Here is a 15,356-nt window from a genome sequence, read left to right as displayed (position 1 = left end):
GACAGTCATGCGAGTCGTTTCTCGGATGCGCACAGTGGCGCCCCGCGCGATTGTAGCCGCATCGGTCATTGTCGCAGGTTGCGCGCTTAGCGGCTGCGGGCAGCGCGGACCGCTCTACATGCCGACCGTGCCGCCCTTGCCGGCGAAACCCGTCGACCCAACCCAAACGCCGTCCACTGAAGCAGTAAAACCGGATTCGCAAGCGGCCTCCGGCACGATCCCCGATACATCGGGCACGCCGCTCACGCTTTCGCCGGAAACCGAACTCCGTACCGTTCCCGATTCGGCTGCCTCCGCACCGCAACCGCCGGCCTCGGATAGCACCCCTGTTCAATAAGACTTTCGCATGACTCGATCCGCATTTGACTATGTCGACGGCGTCCTGCACGCCGAAGGCGTGTCCGCCGTTTCTCTCGCCGAACAGTTCGGCACGCCGCTGTACGTGTATTCGCGTGCAGCGCTGAGCGCTGCATGGCAAGCCTATGCGGGCGCATGCGCGGGCCGCCGCGCCACCGTGCATGTGGCCGTCAAGGCAAACAGCAATCTCGCTGTGCTAAACGTATTCGCAAGGCTCGGCGCAGGCTTCGACATCGTCTCCGGTGGGGAACTGGCGCGCGTGCTGGCTGCCGGTGGCAAAGCGGAAAACGTCGTGTTTTCAGGGGTCGGCAAGAGCGCCGCTGAAATGCGCGAGGCGCTGGAAGCGGGCGTCAAAGGCTTCAACGTCGAATCGATTCCCGAGCTCGACCGGCTGAATGCCGTGGCCGCCTCAATGGGCAGGAAAGCGCCTGTTTCGCTGCGCGTGAATCCCGACGTCGACGCGAAAACGCACCCGTACATTTCCACCGGCCTGAAGTCGAACAAGTTCGGCGTGGCGTTCGACGAAGCGCGCGCCACCTATCGCGCCGCTGCGGCCATGACGCACCTCGAGGTGGTCGGAATCGACTGCCATATCGGCTCGCAGATCACCGAAGTCGCGCCCTATCTGGACGCGGTGGACAAACTGCTGGAACTGGTCGAACAGATCGAAGCGGACGGCCTGTCGATCCGCCACATCGACGTGGGTGGCGGCCTCGGCATCACCTATGACGACGAAACGCCGCCGGAGATCGGCGAGTTCGTGCGCACAGTGCTCGATCGTATCGAAGCGCGCGGTCACGGCCATCGCGAGGTGTATTTCGAGCCGGGTCGTTCGCTGGTGGGCAATGCCGGCGTGTTGCTCACGCGTGTGGAGTTTCTCAAGCCCGGCGCGGAAAAGAACTTCGCCATCGTCGACGCGGCGATGAACGATCTGGCGCGCCCGGCCATGTACGAGGCGTACCACGCCATCGAACCGGTCGTGAAGCGCGATTCCCCGGCGCATGTGTACGACGTGGTCGGCCCGGTCTGCGAAAGCGGCGACTGGCTCGGCCGCGAACGGCTGCTGGCGATCGAACCGGGCGACCTGATCGCCCTGCGCTCGGCCGGCGCCTACGGTTTCGTGATGAGCTCGAACTACAACACGCGTGCGCGTGCTGCCGAGGTTATGGTGGACGGTGACAAGGTGCACCTGGTTCGTGCGCGTGAAGACGTCAAGCAGTTGTTCGCCGGCGAAGCCATCCTGCCCGATTGAGCGGCCGAGCAAGCGCAAGCGAACAGTTCGACACGCAGCAAATGAAAAAGGCGATGCCATGGTGGCATCGCCTTTTTCTTTGCCCGATACTTAAAACGGCCAGCCGCGCACCATCACCTCTTCGCCGCCGGCACAGCCATCCTCTCGCGCAGCCACACAAGCAACCGCCAGCCCAGCAAGCCTAGCATGATCGCGCCGTAGATCTTCGGCAGCAGCAGGTCGTGCTTGCCGGATTTCATCCACCAGAAATGCAGGATCGCCAGCACGCCGATCGCGTAAATCGCGCGGTGCAGCGTCTGCCAGCGGCGCCCGAGCTTGCGCACCATCGCGCGCGGCGAGGTCACAGCCAGCGCGATCAGCAGCAAGAAGGCGGCGAAACCCACCATGATGAACGGACGCTTGCCGATATCCTTCAGGATCGCCGCCACATCAAACCATTTATCGAACCACAGGTAGGTTGTGAAATGCAGCGTCGCGTAGAAGAACGCGTATAGCCCGAGCATGCGGCGAAACCGCGCCAGTGCGTTCACGCCCGTCAGGCGGCGCAACGGCGTCACAGCAAGCGTGATGCACAGGAACACCAGCGTCCACAGACCGGTTGAGCGCGTGATGAATTCGATCGGATTGGCGCCGAGCCGGTCGGTGAGGCCGAACAGGACGATGCGCGCGAGCGGATACCACGCCGCGACGAAGACGGCGATCTTCGCCGGCCCCACCCAGCGAGCGCCCGCGGCGGCGGGACGTTTTGCAGCAGACGGCTGACGCCGCGAGGCGGGTTCGGACACGGACGGTGTTTCGGAGGTCATGGTGATTCCCGCCCAGCTCAGAAGTTCTTCTTCAGGTCCATGCCCTGATACAGCGACGCGACCAGATCGCCATAGCCATTGAACATCAGCGTCTTTCTCTTGGGCGTGAAGAAACCGTCTTCGCCGATGCGCCGCTCGGTGGCCTGGCTCCAGCGCGGATGGTCGACATTCGGATTCACGTTCGAGTAGAAGCCGTATTCGTTCGGTGCGTAGGTGTTCCAGCTCGTGGCCGGCTGCTTGTCGACGAAGCGGATCTTCACCAGCGACTTGCCGCTCTTGAAGCCGTATTTCCAGGGAACGATGATCCGCAGCGGCGCACCGTTCTGGTTGGGTAGCACGTCACCGTAGAGGCCCACCGTCAGCAAGGTCAGCGGATTCATTGCTTCATCCATCCGCAGTCCCTCGGAGTACGGCCAGTCCAGAATCGGCGTGGCCAGGCCCGGCATCTGCGACGGATCGGCCAGCGTGATGAACTGTACGTACCTGGCATTGCCGTTAGGCTGGGCCCGCTTGATCAGCTCCGACAAAGGAAAGCCGATCCACGGCATCACCATCGACCAGCCCTCGACGCAGCGGTGCCGGTACACGCGCTCCTCGAGCGGCGCCATCTTCAGCAGATCGTCGATGTCGTATACCTTGGCGTTCTTCACCTCGCCCTCGACGCTCACGCGCCAGGGATGCGGCCGCAATGTGCCGGCGTTCTGTGCCGGGTCGCTCTTGTCGGTCCCGAACTCGTAGAAGTTGTTGTAGGTGGTAATGTCTTTGTAAGACGTGACTTTATCCGTTGCTACGAACCTGGCATTCGTCTTCGCCGACAACTTCTGTCCCTTCGCGTCGGGAGACGAATATTCGGCGAACGCCTCACCGCTCGCGCCGATCAGACTCCCCATCGCTGCCGCGCCGGCTGCCCGCAGCACGCGCCGCCGGTTCTCATACACGCGCCTCGGCGTGATTTCGCTGCGGGCAATATCGTCGCCCCGCAGTGCAATCCTGTCGCTTCGCTTGATCCACATGGTGCAACTCCTGCTGGCCCGGCGGGCCACGTTGATGATCGTTCGACTACGCATCCATCGCTACTGTTCAGACCAACACTCCGGATGCGCGAATATTCCCGCGAAAACGAAAAAACCGCCGGTGCAAGGCACACAGCGGTTCTTAGTCGGTTGAGCGCGGCGGATATTACAGCTTGCCGTAGCTATGCAGCCCGGAGAGGAACATATTCACGCCGAGGAATGCGAAGGTGGTCACGAGCAGGCCCGTCAGCGCCCACCAGGCAGCAACCGCGCCGCGCAGGCCCTTCATGAGGCGCATGTGCAGCCAGGCGGCGTAATTCAGCCACACGATCAGCGCCCAGGTTTCCTTCGGGTCCCAGCTCCAGTACCCCCCCCAGGCCTGCGCAGCCCACAGCGCGCCGAGAATCGTGGCAATCGTGAAGAAGGCGAAACCGACCGCAATCGACTTGTACATCAGGTCGTCGAGCACTTCGAGCGGCGGCAGGCGGTCCGCCAGTACACCTTTTTCCTTCACCAGATACGCGACGCCGACCATCGCCGACAGCGCGAAGCTGCCGTAGCCGATAAAGTTAGCTGGCACGTGAATCTTCATCCACCAGCTTTGCAGCGCCGGCACGAGTGGCTGGATCTGCTGCGCATCGCGGGAAATCGAGTACCACATCAGGAAGCCGACCGCGGCGCTGATCACCAGCAGCACGAAAGCGCCGAGCGCCCGGGTATTGTAGTGCTGCTCGTAGTACAGATAGAACAGCGCGGTGATCAGGCTGAACAGCACGAACACTTCGTACAGGTTCGAGATCGGGATATGGCCCACGTCCGAGCCGATCAGGTACGACTCGTACCAGCGCACCATCAGGCCGACAAAGCCCATCAGCACCGCCGCCCACGTCATCTTCGAGCCGATCGCGGCGCCGGTGGGCGAACGCGAGATCAGGCCGATCCAGTAGAACAGCGTGGCGAGCACGAACAGCGCGCTCATCCACAGGATGGCCGACTGGCTCGACAGGAAGTATTTGAGGAAGAACGCGCTATCGGCCCGTGACAGGTCGCCCTGGTAGACCTGGATTGCAAACAGCGACAGCAAGGCGATACCGGCGATCAGGAGCCGCGCGGGCTTCCAGCGCCAGCCGAGCGTGACGAAAACCGGCACTGCGCACACCAGTACCAGCTTGTCGTAGTAGTTCATGAACGCGTGATAGCGCGACAGGGCAAAACCCGCGCCCCCGACCAGCGCCAGCGCGAACAGCCAGTCGAAAACGCCGAGGCGCTTCAGAAAGGGCCGCTCGTCGAGCAGCGCCTGATGCTGCTCGGGCCGGGACGCCGCATTCTTGGCCGATGCGCTGCCGCGCGAGGGGGAGGAGGAAACCTGAGTCAAGTCCATGATCTTACCGGGTCGAATCGTGTGAGCCTGCGGACGATGCACCGGGGGTGCCGGCCGTGTCGGCTGCGTCATTGGGTTTGGCACCCAGCACGGCGCCGACGGTGTCGCGCGTTTGAGCAAACTCCTTGTCGAAGTCGAGCGTCTTGCGCGCGCTCGACATCGCCATTACGACGTTCGTGCCGTGATCGGTATCTTTAATCCAGAACCAGAGGCGCCGTTCGCGGACGTAGAACATCGAGAAGATGCCCAATACGAGGAGCAGGCTGCCAAGATACACGACTTTTTTGCCCGGCGCGCGCGTCAACTGAAATACCGAAGCTTGCACCTGCCTGAATGAGTCGAGTTGTAAATAGACCGGCGAACCATACAAAAAGCTGTCAGATATTGCGTTAATCGAGCTCTGAATGAACAGGCTGCTGTCTGCCGACGGTGCGACGTCGGGCTCGCCGGCCTGCTCACGGGCCAGTTGCCACAAGTCCCAGGTCGAGCCCTCGAGCATGCGCAGCAGCAGCGAAGCAGCCTTTTCCTGCTCGCCCTTCGGCACCGACCGGTCAATGAACGCCGCGATCGCCTGGAAGCCGCCGATATTCTGGCCGCCCTGCATCATGCCGATGCTGCTGTCGCCGCCTGCAAAGAGGGTCAGTACGCGTAGCGCGCTTTCTTCGAGGTGCTTCTGCAGATCCGCGTTCGATGCCGGCACCGAGCGCTGTGCGAAACGGTGTGCGGCGGCAGCGCGCATGGCCGGATTCTCCAGCGTCGCGCGCAGGTTCATCCATTCCTTGACCGTGCCGCCCTGGTCGGCGGGAATGCGCAGATAGCGGAACGGATCGTCCGGATTGATGCGCATGCCGGCCAGGAACATCTTCTCGCCGCTTACGTCGACCGGCAGCATGTAGTTGTTGTATTCGCGCGCCTGGCCGTCCTTGCCACGCACCTTGTACTGCACCGACGGGCCGACATTGTGCAGATCCAGCGGCTTCGAGGTCTTCGCACCCGAGCCGAGGCGCTCGTCGAAGGCCTCCTTCAACGACTGATGCGCGACGCCGCGAGCATCATTGGCGCCGCTGCCGTTCGAGACGTTTTCGACGTTGATGGCGCGGAAATCGGCAAATTCGATAGTCTGGCCGTCCGCGCCCGGCACGGCATTGCCCAAGGGCGCCGAGTTGCCGATCGTGCCGCCGAAGGGGGCGGTTTTCGCACTGTCACCGGTCATCGGATACGCGGTCATCTGCATCTGCGAGCCGCCGTCCTGGAAGCTCGACTGATAGATCGACACGCCGTCGTACTCGAACGGCTTGTTCACTTCGACCCGCGCCGGGATCTTCGCGCCGGTCTTGTGATCGATCACGACGATGTCGCTCGCGAACAGCTTCGGCATGCCGGTTGAGTAGTAATCGACGATGAACTTGTTCAACTGGATCGAGAACGGCAGATCCTGGATCAGCGATCCATTCGGCTGGTTCAGGATCGCCGTCGAGACATGCTCACCTTCCGGCACCCACGCGTAACCGCGGAAAGTCGGATTGGACTCCGACAGGCGGTGCTCGGGCGGAATATCGCTGATCACCGAGTTACTGTTGATGGGCGTCTTGTTGAACATCCACATCTGCAGCTTGATGGGCAGGTTGCTGTCGAGCAGACCGCCCAGGCAGATGATCACGATCGCAAGGTGGGCGGAAATGTAACCGAGCTTGGTGAGCGCACCGCGCTTGGCGGCAATCAGCGTCGAGCCATTCGATTCGCGCCTAACGAACCTGTAGCCAAGCCGACCCGACAGTTTCGCCAGCGTGGCCGTGGTCTCTTCGCGCGTGCCACTCACCGCGAACTCACCCTTGTGGTGAAACGCCCGCAGGCTTGATTCGCGGACCTTGTCCTTCCAGCTCTTCATGTCGGCGATCATCTTCGGTGCGTTGCGGATCACGCACAGCGACACCGAGACCATCAGGAAGCCGAGGATCAGCATGAACCACCATGCGCTGTACACGGTGTACAGGCTCAGCGAACGGAAGATATCCGCCCAGAACGGGCCGAACTGATTGACGTAATTGGGATACGGATCGTCCTGGGTAAGGACGGTGCCGATGATGCTGGCAATCGAGAGGATCACCAGCAGCGCGATGGCAAATCGCATCGAACTCAACAACTCGACGACGCGACGCATAGGCCGCTGGCCCGACTTCAATTCAACACCCGACGTGGTGACGCTCATTCACACTCCGACAGAACAGCAAAAAAGGGTGAACGGCCGCCGCTCGCGCACAAAGCGCACGACGCCATCACCCTTTTCTTGTTTTTCACCGGCCTCGATGGGCCGGCTGCATTTGCTGCGGGCTTCCTAATGCAAGCCCGCGATGTAATCGGCCACAGCCTTGATATCGCTATCCGACAACCGCGACGCAATGGTATGCATCGGGTCGCTGTTGTTGCGCGCGCCCGCACCCTGCGTGAACGCGTTCAACTGTGCCACTGTGTACTCGGCCCACTGCCCCGACAGACGCGGATACTGCACCGGAATACCCTGACCGGTAGGTCCATGGCAGCTTGCGCACGCCGGCACAGCCCGTTCGGCGATACCCGCGCGATAAATCTTCTGCCCCAGCGCTACCGTGTTCTTGTCGTGTGCGTAACCGGGCTTCGGCGTCTGCGCCGCAAAATACGCCGCGACGTTAACCATATCCTGGTTGGACAGCGCTGCGGCCATGCCGGCCATAATCGCATTATTACGCGCAGGCTGCTTGGCGCCGGGCTGGGTTTTGAAATCCATCAACTGCTTGACGAGATATTCGGGATGCTGGCCGGCCAGCTTGGGATAGGCCCCGCCGGTGCTATTGCCGTCGGCGCCGTGACACGACGCGCAAACCTGCGCCGCAATTGCCTGCCCCCGGTTGATGTCCGGCTTTGCCGGATCTGCTGCTCGCGCCTGAACTGCTAAACCTGAAAGACTTGCCGCTACTTGAAACACCATCAGAGCTTTGCACAGTCGATTCATTCGCACACCCTGTTTCGTCTTGTGGGAATTAGAGGTTCTGCAAAACGACGGTGACTGATTTACCGCAGAGGCACGCGCGCTGACCCCTCAGGTTTTCAGTAAACCATCGTATTGTACAATAACTCGCTAATCGCTTAGACGCCAGTCGGGCTTGACCCGTCCCCACTCCGGGTTCCCCGGCGTCTCATATCCTGGTTCCCCCATGTCCTTCCTGCTCCACCAATCCCGCTTCTTTACGACCGTCAATCACCTGCGTGATCTGCCGCCTACCCCGCAGCCCGAAATAGCGTTTGCCGGGCGCTCGAATGCGGGCAAGTCGACGGCAATCAACCTGTTGTGCAACCAGAAACGCCTCGCGTTCGCCAGTAAGACGCCGGGCCGTACCCAGCACATCAACTATTTCTCGGTCGGGCCGGCTGCCGAGCCGGTGGCGCATCTGGTGGATCTGCCCGGTTACGGCTATGCGGAAGTACCGGGAGCCGCCAAGGCCCACTGGGAGGCGCTGCTGTCCACCTACCTGCAGTCGCGCTCGCAACTGTGCGGCATGATCCTGATGATGGATTCGCGGCGCCCGCTGACGGATCTGGACCGCCGGATGATCGAGTGGTTCGCCCCGACCGGCAAGCCGATCCACACCTTGCTGACGAAGTGCGACAAATTGACGCGGCAAGAGAGTGTCAACGCCCTGCGGGCCACCCAGAAGGGGCTGGCCGAGTATCGCGCGGCGGGCTATCAGGGCGAATTGACCGCCCAGTTGTTCTCGGCTCTCAAACGGGTCGGTCTGGACGAGGCTCACGAGCTGATCGAAGGCTGGCTGATCCCTGAAGAGAAGGGCGGCACGGACGCTGCCGAGTAAATACAGCGGCTGCAGAATAAACGCGTGAGATCCACATGGAGAAGGCGGGGGCTCTATCAGGGCCCTATTTCGTTCGCCCATAAAAAAACCCGCCGCTACTGACGGCGGGCCAAACAGCCTAATCGAAAAACGACAGGCACCCGCTCAGGGAGGAGAAGCGGGGAGGTCAGCGCATCGCGCCTTGCTCGATCGGTATGATATACCATTGTCTCGAAAAGAGTTTCCAGCAGGCGGAGGCAAGTGTTTTTGCTCTCTCCACGATACCCACGACATTCGATATGAGCTTCTATCCGCATCATCGTCCGCGCCGCATGCGCCGTGACGACTTCTCGCGCCGCCTCATGCGCGAAAACATCCTCACCACCAACGACCTGATCTACCCCGTGTTCGTCGTCGAAGGCACCAACGTGCGGCAAGCCGTGCCGTCGATGCCGGGCGTCGAGCGCGTGTCGGTCGATCTGCTGATGCGCGTGGCCGAACAATGCGTCGAACTCGGCGTGCCCGTGTTGTCGCTGTTTCCGGCGATCGAGCCGTCGCTGAAGACCCCGGATGGCCGCGAAGCCACCAACGAAGCCGGTCTGATTCCGCGCGCCGTCCGCGAACTGAAGAAGCGTTTCCCGGAACTGGGCGTTCTGACCGACGTCGCGCTCGATCCTTACACGAGCCACGGTCAGGACGGCGTGATCGATGAGGCCGGTTATGTGATCAACGACGAGACCGTCGATATTCTCGTCGAGCAGGCGCGCGCGCAAGCTGAGGCCGGTGTCGATATCGTCGCGCCGTCGGACATGATGGACGGGCGCATTGGGGCGATCCGCGAAATGCTTGAGAGCGAGGATCACATCCATACGCGGATCATGGCTTATTCGGCCAAGTTCGCGTCGGCCTTCTACGGCCCGTTCCGCGATGCTGTGGGTTCCGCGACGAACCTCGGCAAGAGCAACAAGATGACCTATCAGATGGACCCGTCGAATTCAGACGAAGCGCTACGCGAAGTGCGCGCGGACATCGAAGAAGGCGCGGACATGGTGATGGTGAAGCCCGGCATGCCGTACCTCGATATCGTGCGCCGGGTAAAGGACGAGTTCCGCTTCCCGACTTATGTCTATCAGGTGAGCGGCGAGTACGCAATGCTCAAGGCGGCCGCGCAGAACGGCTGGCTCGATCACGACAAGGCGATGATGGAGTCGCTGCTGGCGTTCAAGCGAGCCGGTGCGGATGGCGTGCTGACGTACTTTGCGCTCGATGCAGCGCGCATCTTGCGTGAGCAGAAGTAACGAGGTTCCGAGGTGCGGGTCTCTGCGCCTCGTGCTACATGCGTACAAGCGGGGGCGCTGCGCCTCGCGATGGATGAGTGCGAGCGGGGGCGCTGGACAGCGCGCGGCATGAGCCGCGCCTGATACCGGCGTTACGACTGAGGCGGCGTGGCAAGCCGGTCGAGGCTATGCAGGAAGGTATCAGCCGACTCGTAGCCGACCACGCGCAGCACCTCGGCGCCGCTTTGATCGAAGAAGATGATGCCCGGCGGCCCAAACAGCTTGAAGCGCTTCAGCAAGGCCTGGTCATCGGGCGTGTTTGCGGTCACATCCGCGCGCAGCAGGTTGAGTTGCTGCAGACGGGCATGCACCCGCGGATCGCTAAAGGTGAATTTCTCCATCTCCTTGCAGCTCACGCACCAGTCGGCATAGAAATCGAGCATCGCCGGCTGCGCAGCGGTCTTGACGGCCTCGTCGAGTTGAGTCGTTGAACGGACCGGGGCAAAAGTGAGGCTGTCGGCGGGTGCCGCGTTCAGCGCGCCCGAGGGTGCGCCTGCGCCCCCACCCACATCACCCACGCCGCCGCGCGCGGCCAGTACCGCGAGCGGCTTGAGCGGATCCGACGAGCCGGCTGCCAGTCCCACCAGCAGTACGGCAGCCCAGATGGTCAGCGCGACACCCAGGCCGCGGCCGAGTCGGCGCCATACCGAACTGCCGCCGGCCACCGGGGAAAACAATCCCAATGCAGCCGCCGCCACCAGCAGCCACGCTGCGCTCAATAGCATTTGAGCAGCGGCGCCCAACACCGGCCACACGATCCATAACGCGGCCGCGAGCAGGACCACGCCGAAAAACACCTTCACGCCGTCCATCCATGCTCCCGCGCGCGGCAGGAACGTACCGGCGCCAAGACCGATGATCAGGAGCGGAACGCCGAGGCCGATGCCCATCGAGAACAGCGCGGCCCCGCCGAGCACCGCGTTGCCGGTATGCGCGACAAACGCCAGGATCGCGAACAACGGCGCGGTCATGCAGGCGCCGACCACCAGCGCCGACAGTGCGCCCATCGCCGCCACCGCCGCGAATTTGCCGCCCGAGCGCCCCTGCGACGCACGCGAGGCGCCATCCTGCCAACGTTGCGGCAGGGCGATGTCATAGCCCGCTATCAGCGTCACGGCGAACACTGTCAGCAGCACGCCGAATGCACCCAGCACCCAAGGATTCTGCAGCCACGCGCCGAGGCTCTGGCCAACCAGCGCCGCGGCAATGCCAAGCACCGTATACACCAGCGCCATGCCGATCACATAGGCAAGCGAAAGCGCAAAGCCGCGCCCGCGGGTGACGCGCGCCCCTTCACCGATGATGATCGCCGACAGGATCGGGATCATCGGGTATGAACACGGCAGCAGGCTGAGCACGGCGCCGGCCACAAAGAACAGGCCGACGATCGCAAAGAAGCTGCCGCCTTGCAGGAGTGACTGAGCGTAGTCGGCGCTGGTTGTGCGTTCGTACCAGGAAGAAGCGTCCCCTGCCGGCGCACGGTTGGCCGGCGTTGCCTGTGCGACGCCAGCTGCGGGCGGCGTGCTGGAGGTGGCGGCCTGCAGGGCGGCGCCGTCGACGTGGTACACGCGCTCCATGGGCGGATAACAGATGCCGGCGTCCGCGCACCCTTGCGATGTCACGGCCAGATCGAACGGTCCTGCGGCCTGTTTCACCGGGATGCGAATCGTCAACTCATTGCGATACGTCTCGACGTTCTTCGCGAAGGTCTCGTCGTACTTCACGTGGCCAGCCGGCAACTGAGGATCGCCGATCGTCACGGTGCCGTTGCGGGTGGCGAACGAGAAACGCTCCCGATACATGTAATAACCGTCGGCGATCTTGTAGTGAACGAGCACTTCGCCGGGTTGCTCCGTCGCGCTGAACTTGAAAGCGTCCGACGGATCGAGGAAATCATCCGCCGCACGCGCCGCACCGGCGGACATCAAGACAACCAGCAAGCAGGAGATAAACAGGACGGCCGCGCGCAGCGACTCGCGCCCCCGTTGGTGGAGAGCGTTAAACATGAACAGGGCGTTGAGTTTCAGCAATGACCCACTGGCCATAGGCGACGGAAGCTGTGGCTTGCCAGCAGAGGATTTCGGGTGTGTCGTACGGGTGGTGTTTCTGGATGAACAGTTCGAGCTCGAGAGCTCGCGCCGCGCTCGTCTTGAAGAGCAATTGAATCTCTTCGGCAGACTCGATTTTGCCTTGCCAGTGGTAAGTCGAATGGACAGTTCCCTGCTGGCTGACGCATGCAGCGAGCCGCGCGTGTAGCACCTGCGCTGCCAGTTTCTGCGCCGTATCCGCGTCAGGTACGGTCGTCAGGATCAACGTCACATTCGAACTCACAGACAGCTCCGGCAGGGTCTAACAGGCGTGACGCTATCCTATCACCGGACTCGATCAACCGCAGACGGCTGCCGGAAGCCCGCCTGAGGGTCTGCGCGGTTGGCAGCGTCCCGGTGTTTGCGCCGCCACAAACAAAAAGGCCAGGCATTCGCCTGGCCTTTTCGCCTATGCAGGAAGCTTACTCAGCTTCTTGCACTTCAACTTCTTCGACTTCCGGACGGTCCATCAATTCGACCAGAGCCATCGGTGCGTTGTCGCCGACGCGGAAACCGAACTTCAGGATGCGCAGGTAGCCACCCGGACGGTTTGCGAAACGCGGGCCCAGCACGTCGAACAGCTTCGTGACGGAGTCACGATCGCGCAGGCGGTTGAACGCCAGACGACGATTTGCCAGCGACGGCTTCTTGCCGAGCGTGATCAGCGGCTCGACGACTTTACGGAGTTCCTTCGCCTTCGGCAGCGTCGTCTTGATGACTTCGTGCTCGATCAACGAGTTGGACATGTTACGGAGCATTGCCAGACGGTGGCTGCTCGTGCGGTTCAGTTTCCGCAGACCATGACGGTGACGCATGTTAATTCCTTTGATTCAAAGTTTTGGTCCAGCTCTTCTATCGCGCTCGGCAAACCCATGGGGCTGCGAGTGCACGGGCCGGTAGTGAAAAAAGGCAAGACGCGGATTTTAAAGGAAAATCCGCGTCCATGCCAGTAGTGCAGCGGTGACTTTCGTCCCGGATGAGTGCTCTATAAGCTCGCGCTTACTTGTCCAGCCCAGCCGGCGGCCAGTTTTCGAGCTTCATGCCGAGCGTCAAACCACGCGACGCCAGTACTTCCTTGATTTCGTTCAGCGACTTGCGGCCCAGATTCGGCGTCTTCAGCAACTCGTTTTCCGTGCGCTGGATCAGGTCGCCGATGTAGTAAATGTTCTCGGCCTTCAGGCAGTTCGCGGAACGAACCGTGAGTTCGAGATCATCCACCGGACGCAGCAGGATCGGATCGATCTGCGGCGCACGCGACGGTGCTTCAGCCGTAGCTTCCGTGCCTTCCAGAGCAGCGAACACCGACAGTTGATCGACCAGAATGCGCGCCGATTGACGGATCGCTTCTTCCGGCGAAATCACACCGTTGGTTTCGATGTTCATCACGAGCTTGTCGAGGTCGGTACGCTGTTCGACACGCGCGCTTTCCACGGCGTAGCTCACACGGCGAACCGGCGAGAACGACGCGTCCAGCACGATACGGCCGATGATCTTGGCCGACTCTTCGCCGTAACGACGGACGTTACCCGGCACGTAACCGCGGCCCTTTTCGACCTTGATCTGCACGTCGAGCTTGCCGCCCTTCGACAGGTGCGCAATCACGTGATCCGGATTGATCACTTCGCAATCGTGCGCGAGTTCGATGTCGCCAGCGGTGACAACGCCTTCGCCTTCCTTGCGCAGCGTAACCGTCACTTCGTCACGGTTATGCAGCTTGAACACCACGCCCTTCAGGTTCAGCAACAGGTTGACTACGTCCTCTTGCACACCGTCGAGCGTCGAATACTCGTGAACCACGCCTGCGATCGTCACTTCGGTCGGCGCGTAGCCGATCATCGACGACAGCAGCACACGCCGAAGCGCGTTACCCAAGGTGTGGCCGTAACCGCGTTCAAACGGTTCCATGACCACTTTCGCATGGCTCTCACCAAGCGATTCAACCGCGATGATCTTGGGCTTCAACAAACTGGTTTGCATAGGTTTTCCTTTTCAATACCCTCGGCTCGTTACACCGATAAGGCTGACCGGTAACAACCTGAAAATAAACAGCCGAGGCGCCCCCTTGCGCATCGCAATCAGGGTGCCCCGGCCGTCAATCCGATTACCGCGAATACAATTCGACGATCAGGCTTTCGTTGATATCGCCAGCGATATCGCTGCGTTCCGGCTTGCTCTTGAACGTGCCTTCGAACTTCTTCGAATCGACAGCGACCCAGCTCGGCAGACCGCCTTGCTCAGCCAGCGACAGCGCTTCGAGAATACGCGCTTGCTTCTTCGCCTGTTCACGCACCGCAACCACGTCACCTGCCTTGACTTGCAGCGACGGGATGTTGGTGACGACGCCGTTCACCGTGATCGCCTTGTGGCCGACGAGCTGACGCGCTTCAGCGCGCGTCGAGCCGAAGCCCATGCGATACACGACGTTGTCGAGGCGCGACTCGAGCAATTGCAGCAGGTTTTCACCCGTGTTGCCCTTGAGGCGGTCGGCTTCAGCGAAGTAACGGCGGAACTGGCGCTCGAGCACACCGTAGATGCGCTTCACTTTTTGCTTTTCGCGCAGCTGCGTGCCGTAGTCGGACGTACGGGCACCCGAGGTGCGGCCATGTTGGCCAGGCTTGCTGTCAAGCTTGCACTTGTCAGCCAGCGAACGACGGGCGCTCTTCAGGAAGAGGTCAGTGCCTTCACGGCGGGACAGCTTGGCCTTAGGGCCGATATAACGTGCCACGTTGATTCCTTCTATGATTAATCACGCGAACTCGCGCTCGCGCTAGTTCGAACCCTTTGGGTCGAACGGTGGGCTTAGTCAATTCAATAACGCAAGCAGCCCGTCGTCGCCGGCACTCAACCCGGCGGCAACAGGCGCTCGCGAAACCAGCGTCTTAGATACGACGACGCTTCGGCGGACGGCAGCCGTTGTGCGGTACCGGCGTCACGTCGGAGATCGCGGTGATCTTGATGCCAAGACCATGCAACGCGCGCACCGCGGACTCACGGCCAGGGCCGGGGCCCTTGATCCGCACTTCGAGGTTCTTCACGCCGTATTCCATCGCCACGCGGCCAGCCGATTCGGCTGCCACCTGAGCTGCAAACGGAGTCGATTTACGCGAACCCTTGAAGCCCTGACCACCCGACGTTGCCCAGGCAAGTGCATTACCCTGACGATCGGTGATCGTGATGATGGTGTTATTGAACGACGCGTGAACGTGAACCACGCCCTCGGCGACGTTCTTCTTGACCTTCTTGCGAACGCGTTGCGCCGCGGAGTTGTTCTGAGCCTTAGCCATTACGTTTTCCTGTAA

General features: G+C 61.7%; 15 protein-coding genes. 4 read left to right on the top strand and 11 right to left on the bottom strand.

All coding sequences use genetic code 11. The features are described from left to right. Positions 1 to 7 precede the first annotated feature (7 nt). The gene (locus FFS45_RS16775; RefSeq protein ID WP_137955755.1) at positions 8 to 337 is read left to right on the top strand and encodes a lipoprotein; all 330 of its coding nucleotides are present in this window, start codon (positions 8 to 10) and stop codon (positions 335 to 337) included. 9 nt (positions 338 to 346) lie between these two features. After that, entirely contained in the window at positions 347 to 1,609 is a 1,263-nt protein-coding gene (lysA, locus tag FFS45_RS16770) for a diaminopimelate decarboxylase (protein WP_137955754.1), read from the top strand. A 113-nt stretch (positions 1,610 to 1,722) separates the two neighbouring features. Here the strand turns inward: lysA and msrQ are convergent, their stop codons facing one another. The 5 genes from msrQ to FFS45_RS16745 all read right to left on the bottom strand — a co-directional run bounded on the left by msrQ (position 1,723) and on the right by FFS45_RS16745 (position 7,798). After that, positions 1,723 to 2,415 carry a protein-methionine-sulfoxide reductase heme-binding subunit MsrQ gene (msrQ, locus tag FFS45_RS16765; RefSeq protein ID WP_137955753.1) on the bottom strand — a complete coding sequence of 231 codons (693 nt, stop codon included), beginning with the start codon at positions 2,413 to 2,415 and terminating at the stop codon, positions 1,723 to 1,725. Between the two features lie 17 nt (positions 2,416 to 2,432). Beyond that, complete coding sequence (gene msrP / locus FFS45_RS16760) at positions 2,433 to 3,428, bottom strand: protein-methionine-sulfoxide reductase catalytic subunit MsrP (protein WP_137955752.1); 996 nt, start codon at positions 3,426 to 3,428, stop codon at positions 2,433 to 2,435. Positions 3,429 to 3,594: 166 nt separating this feature from the next. Further along, positions 3,595 to 4,809 carry a c-type cytochrome biogenesis protein CcsB gene (gene ccsB, locus FFS45_RS16755; RefSeq protein ID WP_137955751.1) on the bottom strand — a complete coding sequence of 405 codons (1,215 nt, stop codon included), beginning with the start codon at positions 4,807 to 4,809 and terminating at the stop codon, positions 3,595 to 3,597. Between the two features lie 4 nt (positions 4,810 to 4,813). Then, positions 4,814 to 7,018: a cytochrome c biogenesis protein ResB gene (locus tag FFS45_RS16750; RefSeq protein WP_137955750.1), complete on the bottom strand. Its 2,205-nt coding sequence runs from the start codon at positions 7,016 to 7,018 to the stop codon at positions 4,814 to 4,816. 126 nt (positions 7,019 to 7,144) lie between these two features. Then, a complete protein-coding gene (locus FFS45_RS16745) occupies positions 7,145 to 7,798 on the bottom strand; it encodes a c-type cytochrome (RefSeq protein ID WP_137955749.1) in 654 nt (217 codons plus the stop codon). A 202-nt stretch (positions 7,799 to 8,000) separates the two neighbouring features. Here FFS45_RS16745 and yihA point away from each other — a divergent pair, with 202 nt between their 5' ends. Together yihA and hemB are read left to right on the top strand one after the other, a co-directional pair. Continuing rightward, positions 8,001 to 8,654: a ribosome biogenesis GTP-binding protein YihA/YsxC gene (gene yihA, locus FFS45_RS16740; protein WP_137955748.1), complete on the top strand. Its 654-nt coding sequence runs from the start codon at positions 8,001 to 8,003 to the stop codon at positions 8,652 to 8,654. 278 nt (positions 8,655 to 8,932) lie between these two features. Further along, positions 8,933 to 9,931 carry a porphobilinogen synthase gene (gene hemB, locus FFS45_RS16735; protein ID WP_137955747.1) on the top strand — a complete coding sequence of 333 codons (999 nt, stop codon included), beginning with the start codon at positions 8,933 to 8,935 and terminating at the stop codon, positions 9,929 to 9,931. A 131-nt stretch (positions 9,932 to 10,062) separates the two neighbouring features. Here hemB and dsbD read toward each other — a convergent pair whose 3' ends face one another. From dsbD to rpsK, 6 genes are all read right to left on the bottom strand, one after another. Continuing rightward, complete coding sequence (dsbD, locus tag FFS45_RS16730; protein WP_137955746.1) at positions 10,063 to 11,976, bottom strand: protein-disulfide reductase DsbD; 1,914 nt, start codon at positions 11,974 to 11,976, stop codon at positions 10,063 to 10,065. Next, on the bottom strand, positions 11,969 to 12,301 hold the full coding sequence (gene cutA, locus FFS45_RS16725; RefSeq protein ID WP_137955745.1) for a divalent-cation tolerance protein CutA: 333 nt from the start codon (positions 12,299 to 12,301) through the stop codon (positions 11,969 to 11,971). The genes dsbD and cutA overlap by 8 nt, the downstream gene beginning before the upstream one ends. A 178-nt stretch (positions 12,302 to 12,479) precedes the next feature. Next, on the bottom strand, positions 12,480 to 12,872 hold the full coding sequence (gene rplQ / locus FFS45_RS16720; protein ID WP_137955744.1) for a 50S ribosomal protein L17: 393 nt from the start codon (positions 12,870 to 12,872) through the stop codon (positions 12,480 to 12,482). Positions 12,873 to 13,056: 184 nt separating this feature from the next. Further along, positions 13,057 to 14,034 carry a DNA-directed RNA polymerase subunit alpha gene (rpoA, locus tag FFS45_RS16715; protein WP_006052226.1) on the bottom strand — a complete coding sequence of 326 codons (978 nt, stop codon included), beginning with the start codon at positions 14,032 to 14,034 and terminating at the stop codon, positions 13,057 to 13,059. A 124-nt stretch (positions 14,035 to 14,158) separates the two neighbouring features. Further along, positions 14,159 to 14,782, bottom strand: coding sequence for a 30S ribosomal protein S4 (rpsD, locus tag FFS45_RS16710; protein ID WP_074262694.1), 624 nt, complete (start codon positions 14,780 to 14,782; stop codon positions 14,159 to 14,161). 154 nt (positions 14,783 to 14,936) lie between these two features. Further along, positions 14,937 to 15,341 carry a 30S ribosomal protein S11 gene (gene rpsK, locus FFS45_RS16705; protein WP_137955743.1) on the bottom strand — a complete coding sequence of 135 codons (405 nt, stop codon included), beginning with the start codon at positions 15,339 to 15,341 and terminating at the stop codon, positions 14,937 to 14,939. Positions 15,342 to 15,356: the final 15 nt, after the last annotated feature.

The sequence above is a fragment of the Burkholderia sp. 4M9327F10 genome, assembly GCF_005503145.1.
Classification (GTDB): Bacteria; Pseudomonadota; Gammaproteobacteria; order Burkholderiales; family Burkholderiaceae; genus Paraburkholderia.
The sequence above is the reverse complement of the archived record's forward strand: the minus strand, read 5'-3'. Positions and strand labels throughout refer to the sequence as shown.

Excerpts from the sequence above, each read along its gene's own strand:
- rpsK (WP_137955743.1), bottom strand. The coding sequence starts at position 15,341 with ATGGCTAAGGCTCAGAACAACTCCGCGGCGCAACGCGTTCGCAAGAAG.
- msrP (WP_137955752.1), bottom strand. The coding sequence starts at position 3,428 with ATGTGGATCAAGCGAAGCGACAGGATTGCACTGCGGGGCGACGATATT.
- rplQ (WP_137955744.1), bottom strand. The coding sequence starts at position 12,872 with ATGCGTCACCGTCATGGTCTGCGGAAACTGAACCGCACGAGCAGCCAC.
- dsbD (WP_137955746.1), bottom strand. The coding sequence starts at position 11,976 with ATGTTTAACGCTCTCCACCAACGGGGGCGCGAGTCGCTGCGCGCGGCC.
- FFS45_RS16775 (WP_137955755.1), top strand. The coding sequence starts at position 8 with ATGCGAGTCGTTTCTCGGATGCGCACAGTGGCGCCCCGCGCGATTGTA.
- msrQ (WP_137955753.1), bottom strand. The coding sequence starts at position 2,415 with ATGACCTCCGAAACACCGTCCGTGTCCGAACCCGCCTCGCGGCGTCAG.
- FFS45_RS16750 (WP_137955750.1), bottom strand. The coding sequence starts at position 7,018 with ATGAGCGTCACCACGTCGGGTGTTGAATTGAAGTCGGGCCAGCGGCCT.
- lysA (WP_137955754.1), top strand. The coding sequence starts at position 347 with ATGACTCGATCCGCATTTGACTATGTCGACGGCGTCCTGCACGCCGAA.
- hemB (WP_137955747.1), top strand. The coding sequence starts at position 8,933 with ATGAGCTTCTATCCGCATCATCGTCCGCGCCGCATGCGCCGTGACGAC.
- rpoA (WP_006052226.1), bottom strand. The coding sequence starts at position 14,034 with ATGCAAACCAGTTTGTTGAAGCCCAAGATCATCGCGGTTGAATCGCTT.
- yihA (WP_137955748.1), top strand. The coding sequence starts at position 8,001 with ATGTCCTTCCTGCTCCACCAATCCCGCTTCTTTACGACCGTCAATCAC.
- ccsB (WP_137955751.1), bottom strand. The coding sequence starts at position 4,809 with ATGGACTTGACTCAGGTTTCCTCCTCCCCCTCGCGCGGCAGCGCATCG.
- FFS45_RS16745 (WP_137955749.1), bottom strand. The coding sequence starts at position 7,798 with ATGAATCGACTGTGCAAAGCTCTGATGGTGTTTCAAGTAGCGGCAAGT.